Annotated in this window: 24 protein-coding genes; 7 read left to right on the plus strand and 17 right to left on the minus strand. The window is 35.9% G+C overall.

The features are described from left to right. Positions 1-94: 94 nt before the first annotated feature. The 6 genes from ltaS to HMPREF2603_RS03210 all read right to left on the minus strand — a co-directional run bounded on the left by ltaS (position 95) and on the right by HMPREF2603_RS03210 (position 6,910). Positions 95-2,041 (minus strand): polyglycerol-phosphate lipoteichoic acid synthase LtaS, encoded by a 1,947-nt coding sequence (ltaS, locus tag HMPREF2603_RS03180; RefSeq protein WP_060804115.1) that lies wholly within the window; start codon positions 2,039-2,041, stop codon positions 95-97. 565 nt (positions 2,042-2,606) lie between these two features. Beyond that, positions 2,607-3,611, minus strand: coding sequence for a 5-oxoprolinase subunit C family protein (locus HMPREF2603_RS03185; protein WP_002481510.1), 1,005 nt, complete (start codon positions 3,609-3,611; stop codon positions 2,607-2,609). Beyond that, complete coding sequence (pxpB, locus tag HMPREF2603_RS03190) at positions 3,599-4,306, minus strand: 5-oxoprolinase subunit PxpB (RefSeq protein WP_002481509.1); 708 nt, start codon at positions 4,304-4,306, stop codon at positions 3,599-3,601. Before pxpB ends, HMPREF2603_RS03185 begins: the two co-directional genes overlap by 13 nt. A 276-nt stretch (positions 4,307-4,582) precedes the next feature. Then, on the minus strand, positions 4,583-5,191 hold the full coding sequence (locus HMPREF2603_RS03200) for an aminotransferase class IV (RefSeq protein ID WP_023015400.1): 609 nt from the start codon (positions 5,189-5,191) through the stop codon (positions 4,583-4,585). Between the two features lie 5 nt (positions 5,192-5,196). Then, positions 5,197-6,333 (minus strand): chorismate-binding protein, encoded by a 1,137-nt coding sequence (locus HMPREF2603_RS03205; protein WP_180363562.1) that lies wholly within the window; start codon positions 6,331-6,333, stop codon positions 5,197-5,199. After that, positions 6,317-6,910, minus strand: a complete 594-nt coding sequence (locus HMPREF2603_RS03210; protein ID WP_060804112.1) for an anthranilate synthase component II — start codon at positions 6,908-6,910, stop codon at positions 6,317-6,319. The genes HMPREF2603_RS03205 and HMPREF2603_RS03210 overlap by 17 nt, the downstream gene beginning before the upstream one ends. Before the next feature lie 365 nt (positions 6,911-7,275). Here HMPREF2603_RS03210 and queC point away from each other — a divergent pair, with 365 nt between their 5' ends. From queC to HMPREF2603_RS03240, 6 genes are all read left to right on the plus strand, one after another. Further along, positions 7,276-7,947 (plus strand): 7-cyano-7-deazaguanine synthase QueC, encoded by a 672-nt coding sequence (gene queC / locus HMPREF2603_RS03215; RefSeq protein WP_002481505.1) that lies wholly within the window; start codon positions 7,276-7,278, stop codon positions 7,945-7,947. A gap of 2 nt (positions 7,948-7,949) precedes the next feature. Further along, positions 7,950-8,375 (plus strand): 6-carboxytetrahydropterin synthase QueD, encoded by a 426-nt coding sequence (queD, locus tag HMPREF2603_RS03220; RefSeq protein ID WP_023015404.1) that lies wholly within the window; start codon positions 7,950-7,952, stop codon positions 8,373-8,375. Beyond that, positions 8,368-9,081 (plus strand): 7-carboxy-7-deazaguanine synthase QueE, encoded by a 714-nt coding sequence (gene queE / locus HMPREF2603_RS03225; RefSeq protein ID WP_060804111.1) that lies wholly within the window; start codon positions 8,368-8,370, stop codon positions 9,079-9,081. Before queD ends, queE begins: the two co-directional genes overlap by 8 nt. Before the next feature lie 115 nt (positions 9,082-9,196). Further along, positions 9,197-9,793 (plus strand): hypothetical protein, encoded by a 597-nt coding sequence (locus HMPREF2603_RS03230; RefSeq protein WP_002481502.1) that lies wholly within the window; start codon positions 9,197-9,199, stop codon positions 9,791-9,793. Positions 9,794-9,880: 87 nt separating this feature from the next. Continuing rightward, complete coding sequence (locus HMPREF2603_RS03235; protein ID WP_031262612.1) at positions 9,881-10,144, plus strand: GlsB/YeaQ/YmgE family stress response membrane protein; 264 nt, start codon at positions 9,881-9,883, stop codon at positions 10,142-10,144. A gap of 179 nt (positions 10,145-10,323) precedes the next feature. Continuing rightward, positions 10,324-11,163 carry an aldo/keto reductase gene (locus tag HMPREF2603_RS03240; protein ID WP_373879040.1) on the plus strand — a complete coding sequence of 280 codons (840 nt, stop codon included), beginning with the start codon at positions 10,324-10,326 and terminating at the stop codon, positions 11,161-11,163. A 104-nt stretch (positions 11,164-11,267) separates the two neighbouring features. On the opposite strand, the gene HMPREF2603_RS03245 is transcribed toward HMPREF2603_RS03240, so the two are convergent. Beyond that, positions 11,268-13,571: a nitric-oxide reductase large subunit gene (locus HMPREF2603_RS03245; RefSeq protein ID WP_186822221.1), complete on the minus strand. Its 2,304-nt coding sequence runs from the start codon at positions 13,569-13,571 to the stop codon at positions 11,268-11,270. 512 nt (positions 13,572-14,083) lie between these two features. Between HMPREF2603_RS03245 and scdA the strand changes: the two genes are divergently transcribed. Then, complete coding sequence (gene scdA / locus HMPREF2603_RS03250) at positions 14,084-14,779, plus strand: iron-sulfur cluster repair di-iron protein ScdA (RefSeq protein WP_060804108.1); 696 nt, start codon at positions 14,084-14,086, stop codon at positions 14,777-14,779. Positions 14,780-14,950: 171 nt separating this feature from the next. Here the strand turns inward: scdA and HMPREF2603_RS03255 are convergent, their stop codons facing one another. The 10 genes from HMPREF2603_RS03255 to HMPREF2603_RS03300 all read right to left on the minus strand — a co-directional run bounded on the left by HMPREF2603_RS03255 (position 14,951) and on the right by HMPREF2603_RS03300 (position 24,277). Next, positions 14,951-15,985: a HAMP domain-containing sensor histidine kinase gene (locus HMPREF2603_RS03255; protein ID WP_070468911.1), complete on the minus strand. Its 1,035-nt coding sequence runs from the start codon at positions 15,983-15,985 to the stop codon at positions 14,951-14,953. Continuing rightward, complete coding sequence (locus HMPREF2603_RS03260) at positions 15,986-16,636, minus strand: response regulator transcription factor (RefSeq protein WP_060804187.1); 651 nt, start codon at positions 16,634-16,636, stop codon at positions 15,986-15,988. Between the two features lie 13 nt (positions 16,637-16,649). Beyond that, positions 16,650-17,123 (minus strand): DoxX family membrane protein, encoded by a 474-nt coding sequence (locus HMPREF2603_RS03265; RefSeq protein WP_002481495.1) that lies wholly within the window; start codon positions 17,121-17,123, stop codon positions 16,650-16,652. A gap of 40 nt (positions 17,124-17,163) precedes the next feature. Further along, positions 17,164-17,592 (minus strand): DM13 domain-containing protein, encoded by a 429-nt coding sequence (locus HMPREF2603_RS03270; protein ID WP_060804106.1) that lies wholly within the window; start codon positions 17,590-17,592, stop codon positions 17,164-17,166. 193 nt (positions 17,593-17,785) lie between these two features. Continuing rightward, positions 17,786-19,174, minus strand: a complete 1,389-nt coding sequence (locus HMPREF2603_RS03275; protein ID WP_070501929.1) for a hemolysin family protein — start codon at positions 19,172-19,174, stop codon at positions 17,786-17,788. 414 nt (positions 19,175-19,588) lie between these two features. Beyond that, positions 19,589-21,532: a PTS fructose transporter subunit IIABC gene (locus HMPREF2603_RS03280; protein ID WP_060804104.1), complete on the minus strand. Its 1,944-nt coding sequence runs from the start codon at positions 21,530-21,532 to the stop codon at positions 19,589-19,591. Between the two features lie 13 nt (positions 21,533-21,545). Further along, a complete protein-coding gene (gene pfkB, locus HMPREF2603_RS03285; protein ID WP_060804103.1) occupies positions 21,546-22,460 on the minus strand; it encodes a 1-phosphofructokinase in 915 nt (304 codons plus the stop codon). Between the two features lie 4 nt (positions 22,461-22,464). Further along, positions 22,465-23,223, minus strand: coding sequence for a DeoR/GlpR family DNA-binding transcription regulator (locus HMPREF2603_RS03290; RefSeq protein WP_023015413.1), 759 nt, complete (start codon positions 23,221-23,223; stop codon positions 22,465-22,467). 130 nt (positions 23,224-23,353) lie between these two features. Then, positions 23,354-23,842 carry a Cys-tRNA(Pro) deacylase gene (gene ybaK, locus HMPREF2603_RS03295; RefSeq protein ID WP_060804102.1) on the minus strand — a complete coding sequence of 163 codons (489 nt, stop codon included), beginning with the start codon at positions 23,840-23,842 and terminating at the stop codon, positions 23,354-23,356. A gap of 93 nt (positions 23,843-23,935) precedes the next feature. Beyond that, entirely contained in the window at positions 23,936-24,277 is a 342-nt protein-coding gene (locus tag HMPREF2603_RS03300) for a hypothetical protein (protein WP_002481488.1), read from the minus strand. Positions 24,278-24,301: the final 24 nt, after the last annotated feature.

A 24,301-nucleotide genomic window follows, 5' to 3' on the forward strand; every position in this document is an offset into this window, starting at 1 on the left:
AATTGTGTAAGTTTTGTAAAGGTTCGCACCAAAAAAATACAGCGGGCAAATCCATAAGAGGATTCACCCGCTGTTGAAATGACTAAGTCATTGTTTATTTTTTCTGAGAACCTTTAGGTCCTGTTTTATATTGATATTTAGATGGATTTACTTTATCGAAATCCGGATTTTTGTAGAATCTGAATAAGTCACCATTAAGAACACTGTCGCTCATTTCTAAGTCTTTTTCAACTTGTTGTTTATTTTTCTCTAAGTCAGCAGGTTCTTTTTCTAATGGTTCATTTGTTTTATTATCAAATGCTCTACCATTCACATATTTATATTCAGGTGTAATAAAGTCACCGTTTCTGAATGGTACGACTTGTTTATGATCCTTAGATAATAAATCTGTACCTAACATTAAGAAGTTCTTAGTATCGATACCTTCTAAGTGAAGTAATGTCGGCATTACGTCGATTTGTCCACCGTAAGTGTTGTCAACGCCGCCTTCTTTACCAGGCACTTTCATCCATAAACCAGTACGGTTCAAGTCCATAAATTTCGCTGGTGTAATTTCTTCACCTAATAATTTTTCCATTGCTTTATTATGGTTTTCAGAAATACCATAGTGGTCACCGTAGATGACAATCACTGAGTCATCATAGATACCTTTTTTCTTCAATTCGTTGATATATTCTTCTAAAGCACTATCCATGTAGTTTGCTGTTTGTACATAGCCATCTACTGTCGCATCGCCAGTGTTAGGTTTTTCAATTCCCGCTTCATCTGGTGATAATGTGAATGGATAATGGTTTGTCAATGTAATCAAGTGTGAATAGAATGGTTTTTTCATTTTAGATTGATATTCTGCTGATTCTTTAAAGAACGGTTTATCTTTCAATCCTAAGTTTTCAATGTTTTCAGGACTCATATCGTAGTAAGTCGCATCGTAGAATTTATCAATACCGAAATGTTTGTAAACTTGATCACGGTTCCAGAATGTTTTGTAGTCACCGTGCATAACGTTGCTTGTGTAGCCGCGTTTTTGATCAAGAATTGCTGGTAATGATTGATACGTATTAGAACCTTTCAATGAGTACGCTGAACCTTGTGGTAAACCATACAAGCTGTTATCCATTGTGAATTCCGCATCTGATGTTTTACCTTGTCCAGTTTGGTGGAAGAAGTTTGGATAATATTTATAACCTTCTTGTCCTGAAGACAATTTGTTAAGGAAAGGTGTCACTTCTTTACCATTGACTTTTTTGTTAATCAAGAAAGTTTGGAAACTTTCTAAATGAATTTTAATAATATTTTTCTTTTTACCTGCACCGTAATATTCCGGATTAGGTTCTACTTCTGCTTGTCTTTGTTTTGTGTAGTTCAATACTTTTGTTAAATCATCTTCAGAAGCCATTGCTTTCTCTTGATGGTTTTGAATTGATTTCACACCATCATAAACTGTGAAGTTATATGGTCCAAGATATTTAACTAGGTATTTATGGTCGAATGTACGAGTTAATAATTCAGGACGATCTGTTTCTGCAAATGCTAAGTTCAAGAAGAACAAAGCAACTGAAACTGCCATTACGACTGGAACAAATTTCTTGCTGAAAGTACGTGTATCTAACCATTTTGATTTAAAGATCAAAATAAACAGATAGATAATTGTATCTAAGAAATACACGAAATCATACCATTTGAATGACGCAGATACTGCGCCTCCCATAGACTCAACGTTACCTACTTGGTTTAAAGTACTGAATGTTAAAAAGTCTGAGAAGAATCTAAAGTAAACAACGTTTGCATAAAGCAAGAAAGTTAATAAGAATCCGCCGATGAGCATAAACCAAAACGCCTTCTTACCTTTAAAGAACAAGAATACGCTAAGTGTTAATGCGAGTAAGCTGTATGGATTCATTAACAAAATTAAATTTTGGACTAATCCCTTAACTCCTAAAGAAAAATCAACATAATAAGCAAAATAGGTCTTCAAACTAACTGTTAAAACAGTGAGTAAGAAAAAGACAAAAATGCTTATTTTCTTTTTCTGCAGACTCATGTGTGTCTCCCCCGTTATTGTTATTTAGTATTCAATCAATCATCAAACAGTACCATTTCCCGTCTACTTTTTAATGTTTCTTATAGAAAAGATTGCTGCTCAATGGCCAATCAATTAAAAGCGAAGCAGTCTCGTGCTGCTTCTTATCTCTGTATTTTCAATAATTGCGTCATTTTTCATTTAAATTGCTCTAATTTATATTCATCAAAAATTTACATTGCCTACTTCTTTGTAACACTATTGTAACAAAAATTACGTAGTACAGTAACTAAATATAGAACATTTCACACGACATTTCAAGCGAAAACCTATCCAAAATTGACATATTATACTATATTTTTTCTATGTTAATTTATTGCTAAGAAAAGATAAAATACTTTCATCATGCATGTTAAGCTTGTTCACTTTTATTTTGAATTCGCGTTAATATTATAAAATTATACAGGAAATCACACACGATTAAATCAGACTCCAGCCTTAGAATGTAATTGTGCATTTTGCACATTAAAAAACTGAGAAAGTAACCAGCTTTCTCAGTTGAATACATTTAAATTAATGTGTCATGTTATTTATTCATTTCTTGCATCATACGATATTCAATACCATGGAATAGCTGTTGTAACCAACTGCTGTATTTCATTAAGTTATTTTCTGCAGTATAAATATCAATATATTGGAACTTTAAGCGCGCACCTTGTGGTTTTTGCGCAAGTTTTGTTAAATGATAACTCGCAATTGTACCTAATTGCGGATAGCTTCCTAATGTATAGTGGTCATTTAATAAGATGATTGGTGAACCATCACGTTTCACTTGAATCGTACCACGTTTTACAGATTGATGTGGCGGCATGTCTTCATAAAAGGCCTTTACTGGATCGCCTTCTAGAATCATCCCTGCACGGTTCGCTTTGCTGGTTACTTTATATTCACCATATGTAAAGCGATTTAAAGTTTCTTCATCAAAGTCCTCTGCTCCTTTATTTAACACTACATGGAACATATCAGACATATAGTTGAAAGAAAGTGCATAACCATCAATACCCCAATCCGTTTTATGTGTAACCTTCAAGTTATCAAATAATTTCAGATGACGTTTAGTATAGTTACGTTTCATATTAATCGCATCACCTGCTTGCAATGCGCGTCCTTCGTAACCACCTATTTTAGATAGGAAGTCTGTTGAAGTTGAACCTAGCCACTCTTCAAGTTCTACCCCGCCGCCGATTGCTAAGTAAACACGAGATGTACGGTTAGATTCAGAGAACTGTAGGACATCTCCTTTTTCTACTAAATACAATTTGTTCGGCAAAATGCGCATGTTTTGTGTCCATGCTTTGAAGTTGCCGCCAGAAAGTGCAATTAAAGTCGGCTCAGTGAAGCGAATACGCGCCATTTTTGTCGTCATCTCTAACGTTGCTTCATTTTTATCATTCGCAACCAAGCGATTCGCAATTTCATGTGCTAAGAAATCAATTGCACCGCCAGGAATAACGCCATCATGCTCGTAACCTTGTCGTCCAAAGTCTTGGAAACTTGAAAAAAGTCCTGGATTTTCTATTATGATTGACATGATTCACTGCCTCCTTCACTTTCATTTTCAGGTTCAGCTGGTTTGAACCGTACAGTATCACCTAACTTCAATAAAGTGAAGTCTTCTTTTTCTGGGTTGAATAAACGGACAGGTGTATAACCGATAACAAGCCAGTCACCGTATGTATCAGTTGTGACTACACCACATTTCTTTCCTTCAAGGATGACAGATCCTGCTGGAATAAATTTTTGTTCATCTCCTGTATGGTTAACATAAATACGTTCATTTAATCCTGTTAGATACGGGAATCCTGGTGAATAGCCCATCATCGATACGAAGTATGTTTTATTCGCATGCAATGAAATAAATTCTTCTTCACTCATTCCGAAGTATTCTACCAACTCTGCTAAATCCGGACCGTATTCGCCACCATAGTAGACAGGTAATTCTACAGGCATTTTTACAGCATCCCCATGTCTGACTTCGATTTTGATAGAGTGCAGTAAATCCGTCATATATTGGAATGGTGATGTAATATGATGATGTTTCATCATATCTCGCGCATTATAGACAATCATCATATCAGATTCAGTCGGCACGATTTCTGTAATAAATGGATAGTTTTGTTCTAATAAATACGAACGTAATGCTAACAGGTCTTCTGTTGTATGTTGCGTGACTTCTTTCTCCACAGAAACCACAATTGCTTTGTCACCTTGACTATAAATTTTCATAATGCACCTCTGGTCTTCATTGATTATAAAAGATATTTAGTAACCTTAAAATATACGTCATCATCATCTTCATAAAGTAATATACGAGCACGAGTTGGATAAGCAGCATTATACCTACGACGGCTTTTGCTGCTAAAGGTTTCTGCTGTTGTAGGAAATAGCGTGCCAGCCGCTTCGCAACCCAAATTACCACAATGATTATTATCAGGACTATTCCAATCATGCTGCCACCTTTTTAAACCCTTCTGCTACTTATAAGTTTAATCATACTTAATTTTAAAGATTAATCTGTATCTCGGCAACCTCTCGCAAGCTATTTATCAAGAAAAGCTCCGCTTCATGTGCCTCCAATTTTTCTCTCAACTCATCTATTGTATAATCTCTTTCTTCTGCTTTACCTTCATCTAATAACTGTGCACGCATGCACCCTTTTAAGAAGTCATTATTAAAACAAGGTGTGTAGTATTTACCTTGTTCTTTGATCAGCACATTACCGATATCAAACTCTAAAATTTTACCTTGCAGATTATAAAAAAGAACAACATCTGTCTCATGAAGATGTTCTACATGTTCACGATGAGACGTTTTATTAACGTATTGCCACTTTGGGTAATCCGAACGCATCAATTGCGCTTGAGCAGTGAAACTACTTTTTTCAGGTAAGTCGACACATTGATAAGTCAATTCGCCAGATTCATCTGCCATGACTTTCAAACGATAAGTGCCTGTTGGATATTCCTTTTTAATATCTGCGATAAATGCTTCCCACTGAATTTCAGGTAATGGAATAGAAAGCTCCTTAGCTGACTGTAAAATACGTGCTTTGTGATAATCTCGACGTGGAATTTTACCTTCTGATAAACGCATTGTCTCAAATAAGTACATCATTATCACTCCAATATTTTAGTTTTCGCTTCAAACTCTGCGACTTCTGCTTCTGGATCTGAATCAATCGTAATACCTGCACCTACACCATAGACTGCTTCGTCTTCAATATATTGCACCGTACGTATCGGTACATTAAATATTGAGGGACCGTTTGGAATCATTAACCCGATGGTACCACAATATACATGTCGCGGTGTGCCTTCTAATGCTTTAATATAGCGCATCGTATTTAATTTAGGTGCACCAGTAATCGAACCGCATGGAAATAGTGCAGTCAAAATACGTTGTAATGACGTTGCTTGCGGTAATTGTCCTGTGACCATACTCGTCATTTGAAAGACAGTTTGATAACGTTCAATATGAAACGGTTGATACACTTTCACACTGCCTGGTTTTGAAATACGTGCAATATCATTACGTAATAAATCTACTATCATCACATTTTCAGCTTGATCTTTTTTAGATTGTGCGAGTTGTTGATAATAATAGTCATCCTCTGCTTTATCTTTCCCTCTTGGCATAGTGCCTTTCATCGGTTTACTTAATACCACGTCCTCCATCGTTTTAAAAGAACCTCTTTGAAAGAACAATTCAGGTGAAATCGAGGCGATTTGTAATTCATTTGTATCAAGCAACGCTGTATAGTTACCGTGACTGCTTTGTGTTAAATAATCATACATTTCGCTGATAGGCATACGGATACGATCATACATACGTGTTGTATAGTTCACTTGATATGTATTCCCTTCTACAATCGCATCTTGAACTTGTTGGATATGTTGAATCATAGTTGGCTTCGACAAACGAAAATGAAAGTGCGGACGTGCTGATACAGCCTTATCTTTTACTTCTTCCCTTGTTTCAGGTGCTTCAAATATATAGGCTGCCGCATAAACATAATTGGAAGTTTCTGGTAGATGTACTGCCATTTCAGAATTAAAGGCAGGTGCCGCTTCGTAAGGTAAATACAGACAAACAAAATGACCTGCCTGATGTGCTTGTTCAGCAAAATCAATGACTTCATGTACCTCATTTAAATCATAAGCAATCTTTTGATAAAGAATTGTCTTGAAACAATATTGGTACTGCTTATAATCTGTTTCATCTGTGTAATATCGATAATTAAAGTGCGCGCGCAATGTTTTCACCTGCCTGTTGAAGAAATAGTCGAATTTGCGCATGGCCATATTCACTCAATATAGATTCAGGATGATATTGCACACCATAAATCGGATAACTTCTATGCGCCACTGCCATCACAATTTGCTCTTCATTATATGCTGTGACTTCTAGCGTACTTGGCATGCGCAATGTATCTGCACATAAGGAATGATAACGCATCACATGAAATTGTTTAGGTAACCCCGCAAAAATACCTTGCTCATTTGTGGTAATCAGCGTGGTGTGTCCGTGTACAGGTCGCGAACTATGAATAATAGCACCACCGTAATGTTCAACAATGAGTTGAAATCCTAAGCACACACCTAAAATAGGTACACTATCTTCAAACGTGCTAAGGACTTCATGTAAAATCGGATAATCACTTGGACTTCCTGGACCTGGGGAAATCACAATCGCATGCGGCTGCATTGTTTTTAATGTTTCTATATCTACGTCATCTACATCGATAACTGTCACACGTTCATTACTTTCTGTCTTCAGATAATCTACTAAGTTATATGTAAATGAGTCTTTGTTATCTATCATTATAATCATACTCAACTTGTCCCCTTACTCAACATTCTATTTGTTTCGTCGAACAATGCTTTTAACTTCATTTTACAAGATGTCACACGATTTTGTAATAGCAGAAGCAGAGACACCTTGATTTTACTTAGGAAATATATTATTCTATCTATCGACATAGAAACACAGAGGTTCCTAGCTGATACCCTCTATAAAAAACTAGACTTTTACTTTCAATCGTCTATCTTTTATAGAGATAGTCAATATACTACGTCATTGTCTATATCAACTCGAACCTAAAAGCGTTATTTTGAATCATCAAGATACACGCACTTTAGCGTTCGAGTTTTTTTATTGATCGAGCTAGGTCATCACTTTAAAGGAGAGATTGACTTATGGCACCCCATAAACTTGATGATGATAAAGCACTCGTCGTTTTCAGCGGCGGACAAGACAGTACGACTTGTCTCTTTTATGCGAAAGCAAAATTCAAAGAAGTAGAACTTGTGACTTTCCAATACGGTCAACGTCACGATACTGAAATTGAAGTCGCTAAACAAATCGCACAAGAACAAGGATTAAAGCACCACATTTTAGACATGTCTTTATTATCTCAACTCACACCGAATGCGTTAACCCAACATGATTTACAAATTGAAGATACTGATGATGGTGTACCAAACACCTTCGTTCCAGCACGTAACTTATTATTTTTATCGTTTGCGGGCGCGTTAGCTTATCAGATTAAAGCACGTCACATTATTACAGGTGTCTGTGAAACAGACTTCTCTGGTTATCCGGATTGTCGCGATGATTTTGTGAAATCCATGAATGTCACATTGAATTTATCGATGGATAAAAACTTTGTCATTCATACACCATTAATGTGGTTAGACAAAAAAGAAACTTGGGCATTAAGTGACGAACTTGGTGTCTTAGATTATGTAAGATATAACACATTGACTTGCTATAACGGGATTATCGCAGATGGCTGCGGTGAATGTCCGGCTTGTCAATTACGCGCACGTGGTTTAAATGCTTATTTAGCAGAAAAAGGAGTGAACTGATTTTGTTACAACAAATTTATCCAACAGTTGCCCATCCCTATGCTTTCGAATTAAATAAAGATTTCCATTTTGCAGCTGCACACTATATCCCTTGCGAAGATGCAGGTAAATGTGTACGTACGCATGGTCACACTTATTTCGTTAATTTAACTATCGTTGGTGACGAACTTGATCATAGCGGTTTCTTAATCAACTTTGCAGCATTAAAAAAACAAATTCATGAGCAGTTCGATCATTATTTATTAAATGATTTACCGCAGTTCAAAGATAAAATGCCATCTACTGAAGTGGTCGCACAAACGATTTGCCAACTTACAGAAGAAATTTTAGAGAAACAGCCGAACCGTCCAAAATGTGCACAAGTCTATTTACGTGAAACTCCATCTAGCTATGTGGTTTATCGTCCTAAGGAGTTCCGTCATGGCTAAAATTCCTGTATTAGAAATTTTCGGACCGACCATTCAAGGTGAAGGCCGTGTCATCGGACGTAAAACAATGTTCGTACGAACTGCTGGCTGTGATTATCGATGCAGCTGGTGTGATTCCAGTTTCACTTGGGATGGCAGTATGAAAGATGAAATTCAAATGATGACTGCAGAAGAAATTTATGACCGACTTTATGAAATCGGCGGCGATTGCTTTAATCATGTCACAATTTCAGGCGGTAATCCTGCATTAATTAAAGGTATTCAAGATTTAGTGGATCTCTTTGAAGAAAAGAACATTGAAAGTGCATTAGAAACACAAGGAAGTCGTTTCCAACCGTGGATGCGCCAAATCAATGATTTAACAATCAGTCCTAAACCACCGAGCTCAGGTATGAAACCAAACATACAAATACTTGATGAAGTAATTGAACAATGTGTTAAAGAAACATTAAATCTTAAAGTTGTCGTTTTTGATGATGACGACTATGAATTCGCTAAATATATACATCATCGTTATCCAGATCTCCCATTTTATTTACAAGTCGGCAATCCTTACTTAGATGATGAAGTAGAAAATCATACAGCACGTTTGCTTGAACGTTACGAAAATCTTGTAGATAAGGTTATGCAAAGCAATGATATGAACCAAGTCTATGTTTTACCACAATTGCATACATTACTTTGGAGTAATATGAAAGGTGTATAAGTTTCGGGCTGCAGAATGCCCGAGCTTTTTTAATTTTAAAGTGTTTTCAAATGCTTAAATGTACTGAAATTGGTATAATATTCCAGTGAATATTAGAAGTCAGGAGACGCACCCTATGCTCATCTACATAATTATCAACATTGCGATTATATCAGCTTCCATTTTGATTGATATGTATTTACAATCTAACAATCAAGTCAAATTAAGTACGATTCTTATTGCAGTTTCAATAAACAGTGTGATTAATCTTATCGTCATCGGAAAGTATGATTTTATTTCGCATGCGATGGTTGCGTTTATATTAATTTGGACATTACTCGCACTGTTGACTGATCGAAAATTTAAGCCCATTGTCTTTACGACACAGAAATTCATGGCTTTTATTGTCTTTACTTTATTGAGTCTTTCTTTGTTCATCGTATTCAATACGAGTGAAAAATCTTATTATATGTCCGTTCCATATTTAGCACCTGTTTTCTTCTTAATCGGAGCATCTTTCATCTTCTTAACCATTTTTGAAAGCTCTGAAGATACAAGCTTTCGTAGTCATTTCATGAAGAATAAGCCTAAATCACTGACAATCGGCACATTATTAATTATTATTTCATTTCTTGTAATGAATTTATTAACTCCTTTCTGGTATGTTTACCTAATTATTTACTTAATATTAATTTTATTTATCTTGTGGACAAAACCTTTTTTAAAAAATTGATTTAAGATGATTACTTATCATGTATTAGTGGTAAACATTAACAAGCACAATAAAAAAGTATTGTCAGTATTGAATTAGGAGGCTACTATTATGGGATTAATATTAATGATTATCGTCGGAGGCCTAATCGGTTGGTTAGCCGGCGCAATTTTAGGTAAAGATATTCCAGGAGGAATCTTAGGTAACATTATTGCTGGTATTGTCGGCGCTTGGCTTGGCTCAGCAATCTTCGGTGATTGGGGTCCATCACTAGGCGGCATTGCGATTTTCCCAGCATTAATCGGTACAATTTTATTAATTGTAATCCTTTCATTAATCTTGGGTGCAATCCACAAAAACAAAAGAAAATAAGTCTTAATACTTAATGTGTATTAACATACGACTTGCAGCAACATCATTCAATGGTGTTGCTGTTTTTTTATTTCATTTGATTAAATAACCTTTAATTAAATTGCGCATCATTTTCTCTTTAATAGTATTACATATCTTTGGTTTGATATAATGAAGAAAAAGTAGAAGGAGTGCGAATCATCTTGAAAAGGAAAGTAAAGTTGAATAACGATGTGAAAATTCCTCGTATAGGTTTAGGAGTCTACAAAATTGACGAAAAGCATATGGAATCTGCAGTCAAAGCTGCTGAAGATTCTGGCTATCGTGCTTTTGATACCGCTTATTTCTATTTCAACGAAAAAGAATTAGGTGAAGCAATTAAAAAAAGTAAAGTCCCCCGTGAAGATCTCTTTATTACGACTAAGTTATGGAATGATTATCAAGGTTATGACAGCACAAAAGCTTACTTTGAAAAATCATTAGAGAATCTTGGTGTGGATTATTTAGATATGTTTTTAATTCACTGGCCATGCGAAGCAGACGGCTTATTCATTGAAACATATCAAGCAATGGAAGAACTTTATAAAGAAGGACGCGTTAAAACAATCGGTGTCTGCAACTTCCAACAACATCACTTAGAAAAATTAATGGAACATACTGAAATTGTGCCGGCGGTTAACCAAATCGAATTCCACCCATACTTAAACCAACAAGACTTACAAGACTTCTGTGATAAACATGGTATAAAAGTTACCGCTTGGATGCCTTTAATGCGTGGACGTGGTTTATTTGAAGATCCGGTTATCGCAAAGCTAGCTGAAAAATATGAAAAAACACCTGCGCAAATCATCTTAAATTGGCATTTAATGCATGATAGAATTGTGATTCCTAAGTCTCAAACTCCTTCAAGAATCAGCGAAAACTTTGAAGCAATTGACTTTGAATTACGAGATAAAGACGTTAAAAAAATCGATCAGTTAAATCAGGACTTACGCCAAGGTAAGCACCCTGATGACGTTAAAATCGGTACGTTAAAATAACTTAATTCAAGTTCATATATAACGAAAGGACAGTGCAGAGCGCGAAACTCTGTACTGTCCTTATTTTTACTTTTTCCGCTTATGTGAAAGCTATTTACTGTCTATCAGATTTTATTTTGATATTCATTATTTTTAACTTTTTTAAGATGCATGACTGCACGAACTGTGATCACAAGCAAAATAACTACACCGGCTGTGAAGATTAAGTCCCAAGGCAATCTGCCCCATAATAACCAAAAGACTGAGTCTTTTTGATAGAACTCTGTCAATCTTGCATGCCAGTAACCATGTTTCAATGCATCTGTAAGTTGAATATAACCTACTGGAAGCAATGTCATAAAAACCATGCCAGCTAAACCAATATTTAATAACCAACATGAAATAGAAATCCATTTTTCAACTTTCTTCGTCCAGAATTCAGGTTTAGTAATACTTCTTAATACATATAACATAATCGCAATTGAGAACATACCATACACACCGGCCATTGAGCCATGTGCGTGCGCAGATGTCCACTGTGTTCCGTGTTCAAAGTAGTTAATGGCTGGCGCATTAATCAAGAATCCTAGTGCACCCGCACCAATTGCGTTCCATAATCCTGTAGAAGCTAAGAAGATTAATGTACCTTTGTATGGGAATTCAATTTTACTGAATTTATAAACACGATAATGGGTGTAAGCTTCCCAAATTAATAAACATAACGGTACAACTTCTAAAGCAGAGAAGCTTGAACCTAATGCTAACCAAATTGAATGGTCGCCTTGCCAGTAATAATGGTGCCCCATTCCTACAATACCTGTACCAAGTAATAATATGATTTGGAAGTACAATGCACGAATTGTAGAATGTATTGTCGTTAATTTCATATCTACCATTAAGAAACCAATTAAAATAACCGCAAAAGCTTCAAAGATGCCTTCTACCCATAAGTGTACAATCCACCAACGCCAATAATCTGCGAAAGTGACATGTGAGTTAGGCATAATAAAGAGTGATGCTAAGTAGAACATTGGAATTGCGATTGCGCCAATAAACAAGAGTAAGATTAAACGTTTACGATGTTGTTCGCTGCCATCTTTAATCGCTGGGATGAAGCCTCTGGCTAAAATAATCATCCATAGCACCATACCGATGATAAATAAAATTTGCCAGAATTTACCAAGCTCAATATATTCCCAACCGAAATGACCGAATAACCACCATTTATCGTTAATCCAGCCAAGAATATTGCCCCATTCACCTATCATACTACCGCCAGCAACAATCAATAATGCGACGAATAAGATATCGACTAATTTACCTTGATGTTTAGGCTCTTTACCGAGCACCCTCGGCACAACATAGATCCCTGTCTCAAGCCATGTTGTAGCCACCCAGAAGATCACCAACTGCAAGTGCCATGTCTTCGCGATGTTGAATGGGAATAGTTTTTGAAGCGGAATACCAAAGAATTCATTTTCCACATAATAATGGGCCATTAATTCACCTAATAAGATTTGAATTAAAAACAGCACCATCACAATCACAAAGTATTTGGCTGTTTTGGCCTGACTTGATGAAATTGTATCTTGAATTTTAATTTCAGGTAAACGACATTCACTATCATATGTTGATTCCATGTCGAATTGATAACGTCTTTGGAAGTAAATAATAATCGCAACACCAGCGACTAATATCGCAACGGAAATTGCTGACCATATCAATGCTTCACTTGGCATTGTATTACCCGCTTGTTCATCAAATGGCCAGTTGTTTGTATATGAGAAATCTCTATCTGGACGGTCTGTTGAAGATAACCATGCACCCCAGAAGAAGAAATCACTCAAATGCTCAATTTTATTCCCTTTGACCATATAATCATCTGTCTTGATTTGATCAATCATATTTTGTGGTAACCCTGCTTGCTTGGGATTATTCACAAACTCATTATGATAATAATCTCTGACATAATTCAAGCCTGCAACTTGTGCATCTGTTAATACAAGTTCATCTTTAGCTTTTGAATAGCGATTCACCCGTATTTCTTTTTTAACTTTGTCTTCAATGCCTGCTTTTTGCATTTGGTTTAATTGTTTAAAAGGTTTATCATAAAGATGTTCAGCATAATAGTAATGCATCCCTTTTAAATAATGATGCAATGTTTCTGCAGTATAATCAGGACCTAAATAAGATCCGTTTCCTAAATATGAACCATAATCCGTCAATCCATATTTTTCATAAATGGCTTGACCACTGATTAGTTCGGATTTAGAAATGACCGTCTGTCCACTTTCGTTCACCACTTTTGTTGGACGAGGCGCTTCATTTTTAAATATCAACCAACCACCAGCTAGCAAAATACCGAATACGACGACTAAAATTGTTACTAAGACCTTCGACAATCTACTGTATGGATTTTTCATCCCGATTTCTCTCCTCAGTAACTTCGACTCTCAACTTCAGAATACGCCTGCAGTAATTGATAGTAAATATCATTCTCAATTAGTTCTTAATTTTGTCATAAATGTATTTATACATAAATTGTTGTTTTCTTCGATTTTAGTTTTATTTTAATATGTTTATTGTTAAGCAAACTTTGTGTTCTACAAATGTTTTAATAAGCGGTATGGTCTCTCCTTCTTAATATTTTTTATTAATCTACTGATATTGGGAATCATTTTCAATTATTCAGAAATTTGTCACAAACGATTGATTTAAAGTTCATTTGCACTTATAGTGTTTAAAGTAACTTTTATGACGTTTATTTTAATATTAACACTCCTTTTTTAAGTTACTTTAGTCTCTATACGGGTAAATTTATAATAAATTTCCTTGAAGTTTTTATGAAGATTACAATAATACTTTTAATTTAGAACACTTTTTGTTTTTATTTATCACTATTCTTCTTATAATGGAGATGAGTCGAAAAGGAGCGTATATTATGATTACTAAAACTGATATTGTAGCGAACGTTGTGACAGACTATCCGAAAACTGCTGATATCTTCAAACGTTCTGGTATAGATTTTTGTTGTGGCGGCCAAGTTTCTATTGAAGAAGCTGCGAAAGATAAAAAAAGAGTTGTTTTAGAAGATTTATTAGCTGAACTTGATGAAGCAAGTAAACAAAATGCCGGAGGACAAGGCTTAAATCCTAAATATTTAAGCATCCCTTCTTTAATTCAATACATCCAAGATGCATACCACGAACCAATGAAAGAAGAGTTCAAAAACTTAACGCCTTATGTGACTAAACTTGCAAAAGTTCACGGTCCAAGTCATGAGTACTTGTTAGAATTAAAAGATTTATATACAACATTTAAAAACAACATGTTAGAACATACACAAAAAGAAGATGAAAAAGACTTCCCTCAACTTATCGCATTTGCGAATGGTGAGAATGTTGATAACGTAGAAGCTATTATCGAAGATTTAACTGCAGATCATGACAGTACAGGTAACTTGTTACGTAGAATGGATGAAATTACGAATGATTTCCAACCGCCTATCGAAGCTTGCGGAACATGGCGTTTAGTGTACACTCGTTTAGCTGCGTTAGAAAATGCGACATTACAACACGTACATTTAGAAAACCACGTTTTATTCGAAAAATGTCGCGAACAATTACAACAAGGCTAATTTAACTTTATATTTAGCGTGAATATCTTATAAAACTAAACAGACAAGGTTGAAGATGTGATTATATCTTCAACCTTGTCTGTTTTTTCTTTTCTAATTCATTAGGGATTAGTTCTTATCTTTTATCTGTAATACTTACTTTTACTTTCTACGCTTTTCTTTTCTACTGCTTTATAATTTTGGCAAAGATACGATCATCGTAGTTCCTACTTCAGGTTCACTTTCAACTTGAATCGTACCGCCGATTTGTTTCACCAGTTCTTGTGTGATGTATAACCCTAAACCAGAACCGCCTGTATGGTAATTTCTAGAATCTTCTACTCTGAAAGTACGCTCAAAAATACGTTTAATATCTGCTTTCGCAATTCCGATGCCTTTATCTTTGATGTAAATTTGGATATGTTTTTCGCTTTCAGCAAGACAAATATAAATTGGACTACCTGATGGCGAGAAGTTCATCGCATTATCAATTAAGTTCGTAATGATACGTTCTAACGGTTGCGGATATTGTTTGAAAGGTGCCAACTTATCACAAAACTTCACTTCTAAATGTCTGTTGTCTATTTTCATACGTTGTTCATAACCATTGAGTATATTCAATAACAATTGGTCGATTTGAATTGTTTCTACTACATAAGTATTCGGAGCATCTAATGTTGCGACATGCGTTAACTCGTCAAACATTTTGGATAGGCGATTAGATTGTTTGATTAAGGTGTCATAGGCTTCCTGACGATCTATTTGTGAGTGAACGACACCGTCTTTTAATGCTTCTGAATACGAAATAATACAAGCGAGCGGTGTTTTTAAATCATTTGCTAAATTTTGAATCAATTCATACTTCTCTTGTTGTTCTGACTTGATTTGGACCATTTGTTTGGTAATCTCATGGGCCATTTTATTAAAAGAGTGACTCAGTTCTTTAATTTCTCTCGGTGAAGTAAATTGCGTAGGTTCCATCTCGTAATTACCATCTGCGAATTGTTTCGTTCTGACATTGAAATGTTTAATCTTTTGAACGAGCGGTGTTAAAAAGAAACTGCAGATGAATAAGGTTAAACAACTCGATACTATAGCGCTAATTGTCAATAACACTGTGGTATGACCATTGAACAACATCAGTTTATAAGCAATACCGAGGATGGTAGAGGCCAATAATACACTAGATAATACTCCGATAATCACTTGTGTTCTGATTGAAAACATTTAGTCTGCTTTCCTTTCGAACTTATAACCAAGACCCCATACTGTGGTAATCGTGTAAGCATCGAAATGAAATTGTTCAAACTTTTCTCTGATGCGATGAATATGTACATTGACTGTACTTGCATCTTCGTAATAATCATAACCCCATACTTCTTCTAACAATTGCGATTTAGATATAGCTTGATTTTCATGCGTTGCTAAATACCACAACAATTCAAATTCTTTAATTCTCAAGTTCACCACAGCACCATTAATTTCCACACTTTTTTGTTGATCATTCAACTTTAAAGTATCAAAAGTTAAAGCTGTTTGTGCTGACTGACTGCGCTTAACGCGGCTCAACAAATTATTCGCACGTAACACGAGTTCTCTTGGACTGAAAGGCTTCTTTAAATAGTCATCTGCGCCGAGAGTCAAAGCATAAATGGTGTCATGTTCTTTTGTTTTTGCTGACATATAAATAAATGGAATGTCCAGTTGTCGTTGTTTCATTTTCTTAATCACTTCATAACCATCTACATTCGGCATCATGATGTCTAAAATAATTAAATCAATTGATGGGTCAAGTTGGTTCAAAGCATCTTCCCCATTATGTGCAGTTAATACTTTATAACCTTCATATTCGAAGTACGTTTGGCAGATGTCGACCATGTCTTGTTCATCATCAACGATTAAGATTGTGTTCACGTCTTGTATCACCTTTTTCTTTAATATATGCGATTACAGCACTCAATGAAATTTGTTTTAATAAGTTTTTATTCATTAACAATATAATAAAGAGTGCTAATTGAACAGGATACGTAAATATCATATCTGATAAAATATAATTTAGCATAACAAAGGCGCCAAAGAAACTTGCAATATGTGACAGAATTCCTAATATTAACCCTAAACCAATCGCAATTTCCCCTAAAGGTACAATTACATTAAAGACGGGAGCACTGTGCGCGACGATGTGTTCAAAAAAGAGTTTGAACCACACTGGAGAATCTTCATTCTTAATCACAACTGGGATCAGCGGTTCTATTTTAAAACCACCTGTTAACTTCTCCCAACCTTGAGCTAAAATGTAGCCGCCGGCTATAATACGAATTAAAAATAAAATTACGAGTTCAATCGTACGTAGATAATGTTTCATGAAATCACTTCTCTTCTCGTTGAATTATTACTTTAACCTTCTATTTTACTTTTGCGGCACCGAAGATAACGTGCGCTTTCTTACAATAAATCGTCACTTCATTATATTGATCTAAGTCAGCGTCTTTGATGTCGAAAGTTTGTTTAGGTTTATTGTAGTCGACCATTTCTAGTTGTTTGCCCTCTTTAATATTGCCGTCCTTTGTCAGATAGACGTACAAATCTGGACCTTTCGCAGATTTAAAATCTGTTAACTTAATTTGGTGATTTTCGATTTTAACGTGACCAGACACTTCCTCTTCACCTGATTTAAATTCACCTGTCAGCACTTTATGGTGATCGTGTTTATGTTCATGTGATGTCTGTTCTGTTTTTTCTTTTGGCTGTTCATCTTTTTCATTATTACAACCTGCTAAAGCGATACTTGTTGCTAAAAGTGTAGTAGCTAATAAATATGTTTTACTATTCATCATAAACCCTCATTTCATTTTATTTTTGTAATGATTAAGCTTATTATAAATGAGCGATTTATATCATACCATTAACTATTTATTAACTAAGTTATAACTTCAATTCATGTCGGATTTGTGTCTAAACATTAAAAAATCCCTTTTAAACCTAGTACTTTAAGTACGGTCTAAAAGGGATTTGACAGTATTACGATTATTCATCGTTATCTTTTTTATCTCTTTTGTTTCTTTTATTATTGTTGTCATCGTCTTCATCTTCTTCTGAAAGAGACTGACGTTCAGCGTTATATTCATATTTTAAAATGACTGTGATGATTTGGTGATTTTCAATATCTGAAATAATCCAGCGATCAAAATACGTATCGACGCAGTCATTTTTCTGTAAGTTTGTATTATGTGCTTGTAACCATCCGCCGATTGTATCGATATCTTCAGAGTCATCAAACTCGATACCTAATTGATCTGTTAAATCTTCTAACAACACACGACCATTGATTTGGTATGTGTCATCATTTAATTTAATCACATCATTCACTTCATTATCATCGAATTCATCACGGATTTCACCCACGATTTCTTCTAAGATATCTTCCATTGTTAAGATACCAGCAGTTCCGCCGTATTCATCAATAACCAAACTGATGTGTACACGTTCGCGTTGCATTCTGATTAATGCATCACTGATGCGTGTTGTTTCTGAAATCAATGGTAATTCATGAATATAATTTGCAATCTTGATAGGTTTGCCTGAAGCATACTCTGTCAAGAACTCTTTCACATTAATAAAACCTTTGATATGGTCTTTATCGCCGTCTTCTGTAATTGGGTAACGAGTGAATTGGTATTCTTTAAGTGTCTCTAATAGTTCGTCTACAGTAAAAGGTTCATTTAAAGTGACCATTTGTGTTCTTGGGACCATGACATCTTTCGCTTGTCTCTCATCAAATGAGAAGATGTTTTGCATATAAGCAAGTTCTGTCTGGTTAATCTCACCGCTGTTATAGCTGTTGTTGATAATCATTTTAATTTCTTCTTCTGACATCGCGTCATTGTTTTCATCTGGATCAATACCAAATAGACGTATAATCATTCGTGCAGAACCATTCATTAACCAAATTAATGGTTTCATGATTAAGCCGAAATAATAAAGCGGACGTGCATAAAGTAACGCAACTTTCTCAGTGTGCTGAATCGCAAATGTTTTAGGTGCCAATTCACCTAATACTACATGCAGATATGTCACAACTAAGAATGAAATAACGATTGAAATGGTTGTATTCAAAGCATCGGGTAACGGTATCAGTTCAAAAATAGGATGTAATAATTTAGAAAAGACAGGTTCACCTAACCAACCTAGTCCTAAAGATGTAACAGTGATACCGAGCTGACATGCTGATAAGTAGTAGTCAAGATTTGAAATCATTTTCTTGACGACAGCCGCACTGCCGTTGCCTTCTGCAACCATTTCTTCAATTTTAGTAGCTCTGACTTTCACCAAAGCAAATTCTGATCCAACAAACACAGTAGTCAGTGCGATTAAAAATATAAATATTAACAAGTTTATTATGGTCGTACTATCCAATTAGTTCCCTATTGCTAGGGATTCACCTCCAAGTTATATGCCGCTATGTACGGCAATGATGTTTAGCGCATCGTTTTGAGCAAAGTGACAAATGCCTAGTTCATCCTTCCCATTTCCACAGCGACACCTCCCAACTAGCGTAAAATCTAACAAGATTATCATATCATAATCACCATTCAAATAGTAATTTTTTCAGACTGAATTCAAGTTATTTTTTTGGTATTTTATGATACCTCTTTACAAATAAAAATAAACAGCTAAGAAGCGAGTCAGCCCGATAAACAGGCTGTCTCTCTCTTAACTGTTTATTCGAATATACATTTACCTACCACAGTAAATTAGATTCGTGATGCGTGTCATTTCTAATAGCACGCCTTTACTATAATGCGCTAAATTCTCGTAAAATTCAACTCATTATTCATCCATTGATTCAGATGCGGCAATTTCGTCTGCTGTCGGTTTACGTTTAAGGAATCCGTAAATCACTGCAGAGATGGCTGCGCCGACTAAAATCGCTAGAATTGTTTGTAATGAATGGGAGAAGTCAGTACCTAAGATAACAAAGATACCACCATGCGGTGCTCCGATAGATGAACCTAAGCCAAGTGCAATGGCACCGCCGATACCTGAGCCGATCATCATTGACGGAATTACGCGAATTGGGTCAGCTGCCGCAAATGGAATAGCACCTTCTGTAATGAATGATGCACCCATCACAAAGTTAGGTACAATTGAACCACGTTGTGTTTTTGTAAACTTACGTTTAAAGAACAACATTGAAAGTGCTAATGCAATCGGTGGAATCATACCGCCGACCATAGCTGCTGTAATTGGTGCAGCGTTACCTTCTGTTAATGCCGCTGTTGCAAATACGTAAGCTGCTTTGTTGAATGGACCACCCATATCAATGGCCATCATGGCACCAATCACTAAACCAAGTAACATAATGTTTGCTCCTGATAAACTGTTTAAACCGTTTAATAATAAATGGTTCACCCAAGCTGCTGGTGGGTTAAATACATACACCATTAACAGACCTGTAATAGTGACAGATAAAATCGGATAAATTAATGTTGTTTTTAAACCTTCAAGTGATTGTGGCATACGACGCGTCATCACTTTGATGCCTTCTGTTAAATAACCTGCTAAGAAACCGGCAATAATACCGCCGATAAATCCAGAGTCACCGCTCATTGCTAACATACCGCCGACTAAACCAGCTGCCATACCTGGTTTTTCAGCAATGCTGCGTGCGATGAATGCTGATAAAATTGGAATAATTAAGTAGAACGCACTGTTCTTACCAATGTTCCACAATTGTTCAGCAAATGCATTATACTCTGAAGATTTCGGATCGAATGAGTTTGGTCCGAACAAGAATACAATTGCCATTAAAATACCACCGGCAATTACAAGTGGCAACATGTTAGAAACACCGTTCATTAAGTGCTTATAAATTGTTTTGCCGACACTTTGTTTTTCTTGTTTACCGCTTGCTTGACCTTTACCTCTGCCTTCTCTTGCTTTAAATGGTGTACGGTCAGTTGCTAAAGCAAGGTCGATTAATTCTTCTGGACGTTTGATGCCATCAGCAACAGGAACTTCTACGACGTTTTTGCCATCGAAACGATCTGTTTCTACATGCACGTCCGCTGCAACAATAACACCTTGTGCTTTATCAATATCTTCAGTAGTTAAACGGTTTTTAATACCACTTGACCCGTTTGTTTCAACTTTCATTTTGACGCCCATTTTTTTCGCTTGTTTCAATAAAGCATCTTTTGCCATATACGTATGTGCAATACCCGTCGGGCAAGCTGTCACACCGATAACATATGGCTCTTCAGATTCAGCGTCTTTATTCGCTTCAACTGGCGCTGTTTCCTCTTCTTCATCTGGTGCTTCATCGTCTGCACGATCAATAATTGCCAAAACTTCATCTGGTGTTTCTGCGTTTAATAATGATTTTCTGACCTCGTCATCCATTAAGACACCAGATAATTTAGCTAACGCGTCTAAATGTGTTTGTGCACCGCCTTCAGGTGCTGCAATCATAAAGAATAAGTGTGCAGGTTGTCCGTCTAAACTTTGATAATCTACGCCGGCTTTTGATTTACCGAAGGCAATAGCCGGCTTTTTCACTGCATCAACTTTCGCATGGGGAATCGCAATCCCTTCACCGATACCTGTTGTACTTTGCCCTTCACGTGCCATAATCGCTTCTTTGAACGCTTTGACATCGCTTAAAATACCTGCATGGTCTAATTGATCTACTAAAGCATCAATGACACCTTCTTTTGATGTCGCATCTAAATCCATCGCGATTGTCTCTCGCGTTAATAATTCAGTGATTCTCATATTTTTCTCACTCCTATTTCAAGTCCGTTAATTCAATTTCAGAACGTACTTTTTCTATCATTTCTTTGTTTGCTAAATCTTGACTGAATGCTGTTGCTGTTCCAGAGGCTACGGCATTACGAAATGCTTCATGTACATCAAAACCTTGTGCTAAACCTGCTAACATACCTGCAACAGTACTATCTCCAGAACCCACTGTATTTAATACATTGCCTTTTGGTACAGAAGCTTTAATACAATGTTCAGCATCAATATAAATTGCACCCTCACCACCGAGTGAAACAATCACTGCTTGTGCACCTTTATCAAGAATAGCTTTTCCGTGTGTCACTACATCATTATCAGAAGTGATATTTGTATCAAACATGACTTCTAATTCATCTTTATTCGGTTTAATAAAGAACGGGTTATATGGCAATACAGTCTCAACTAAGTCTTTTTCTGCATCTACAACTAATTTTGCGCCAGTTTTTTGTGTGATTTTCGCAATTTGTTCATAGGCATTATCAGGAATACTTTTCGGTACACTTCCTGCCACAACAACAGTGTCATCAGCATTCGTGTTTTTAATTTGTGTTAATAACGCTTCAAACGCTTGATTTGAAATAGTAGGTCCACCTGCATTGATTTCTGTTTCTTGACCTGATTTTAATTTCACATTGATACGTGTATCTTCTTCTACTTCAATAAAATCATTTTTAATGCCAGCTTGTTGTAAAGCATCTTGGATAAATTTCCCAGGAAATCCACCAACAAATCCCAATGCAGTCGAAGGTGTTTCTAAAGTGTTCAGCACACGCGAAACGTTAATCCCTTTGCCTCCTGCAAATTTATACGTTTCTTTCGCACGGTTAAGTCCGCCTTCTTGAAACGTGTCTACTCTCATAATGTAATCAATCGATGGATTGAAAGTTACTGTATAGATCACTTTATTACACTCCTCTTATCGAATAATGGTTGCGATATGCTTTCATATCTGAACGTTTTAACGCTTTTGTTGAAGTCAAAATTTCAAACGGTACATCTTTCGGTACATTGACACATGCAAAATACGTAGGTCCGAATTTAGAACTATCAAGCAAGACGAAAATATGATGTCCCACTTTCATTGCAGTTTCTTTCACATAAGCTTCTTGTTCATCTGGTGTTGTCAATTTACCTTCTGTATTCATCCCATTCATGCCGATGAAAACTTTATCAAAATGATAATGTTTCAAAGTTTCAATCGCTCGCGGTCCGACAGAAGCTAATGTGCTTGCTTTTACATCTCCACCAATAATCAACGTTTTAATTCCACGTTGTAATAATGCTTCGACATGGGTTAATCCATTAGTAACTGCGACAATTTCTTGTGCTGTAATGTGTTCTATCATTTCATAAGTCGATGTCCCTGCATCAATATAAATACAATCACGGTCTTCAATTTGTGCAGCTGCGATTTTTGCGATTTCACGTTTTTCTTGTAAATTACGTTCTTTCTTCTCTGACATTTTCGGTTCACTCAAGGCTGTTGTTTTGAGCGTGGCACCGCCATGAACGCGTTGTAATTTACCCATTTTTTGTAACTTAGATAAATCTCGGCGAATTGTCGAAGCGCTGCATCCTGTTAAATCAATTATTTCTTGTAGTGTTAAAAATTCTTTTTCTTTTAATAGTTGTATGATTAGTTCAAACCGTTTCTGCGTTATCATATCGCCACCTCATTTCTTCTTTATTATAAGCGCTTTCTTAATCGTTTTCAATCAAAATCTTTCAAAATCATTCAAAAACAATCATAAACTATTAAAAAAGATGAGCAAATGCTCATCAACACTGCTCATCTTAATTTGCTTCATGTGTCGCAACATCCGCTACTTTTGCTTTCGTTGCTTGAATTAATTCTGAAACATTCACACCCATTTGGACACCAGGCAGACCTCCGCTTACAAATATTTTCTCATGTTGTTGCGCAGATTGGTCAATCACTGTTGGAAATAGATGTTTCATACCAATTGGGGAACAACCGCCACGAATATAACCTGTTACTTTCGTCAACTCATCTAGCGGAAGCAAATGCAGTTTCTTTTCATCTACTGCTTGTGCCGCATGTTTCATATCTAAATGATGTTCTACTGGAATCACAAACACATATGGATCGTGATTATTGTTAATAAATAAGAGTGTTTTAAACACTTGATCTGGATTAGCACCAATTAGTTTTGCGACTTCTTGTCCTTCAATATGATCTTTACCCATTTTAAATGTACGCATTTCATAATCGATGCCTTCGCGATCTAAAATACGCATCGCATTTGTTTTCTTCTGTTTCATTGCGTTCACCTCACTCTTAATATAGCATGCGAACACAAATCATGACATAAAAAAACAAGGCGTTCTGACATAACTTCAACTCTATAAGTGAGTTCAGTTGTCATAACTGCCTTGTTTTGGAAAATGCTGAAGCCATTGATGGCTTAATTCATTTGTGATGGAAGTTAATGAAATCACAAATAATGAACTAGATTCAGCTTCACTCTTATGCGCTGCGTCTGCATGTTGTGTTGATGGTCCCCCTGCCGCTTTACGATATGTTGGCGGTGCGTCTGAGGCTGAATGATCAGATGAGACCTGTTTGTCACTTTGCATAAATGTAGATACTCCATTTTGGAATTTCGCGAGTTCATTTTCATTTGTGACTAATACTAATAAGAAAATCAAACAACATGAAAGAATGGCAGCGGACACCCATAAAATAAACGCTCTCATTCCTAATACCTCTTAACCTCTATT

Origin of the sequence: Staphylococcus sp. HMSC055C03, assembly GCF_001809385.1 — a bacterium.
Classification (GTDB): domain Bacteria; phylum Bacillota; class Bacilli; order Staphylococcales; family Staphylococcaceae; genus Staphylococcus; species Staphylococcus simulans.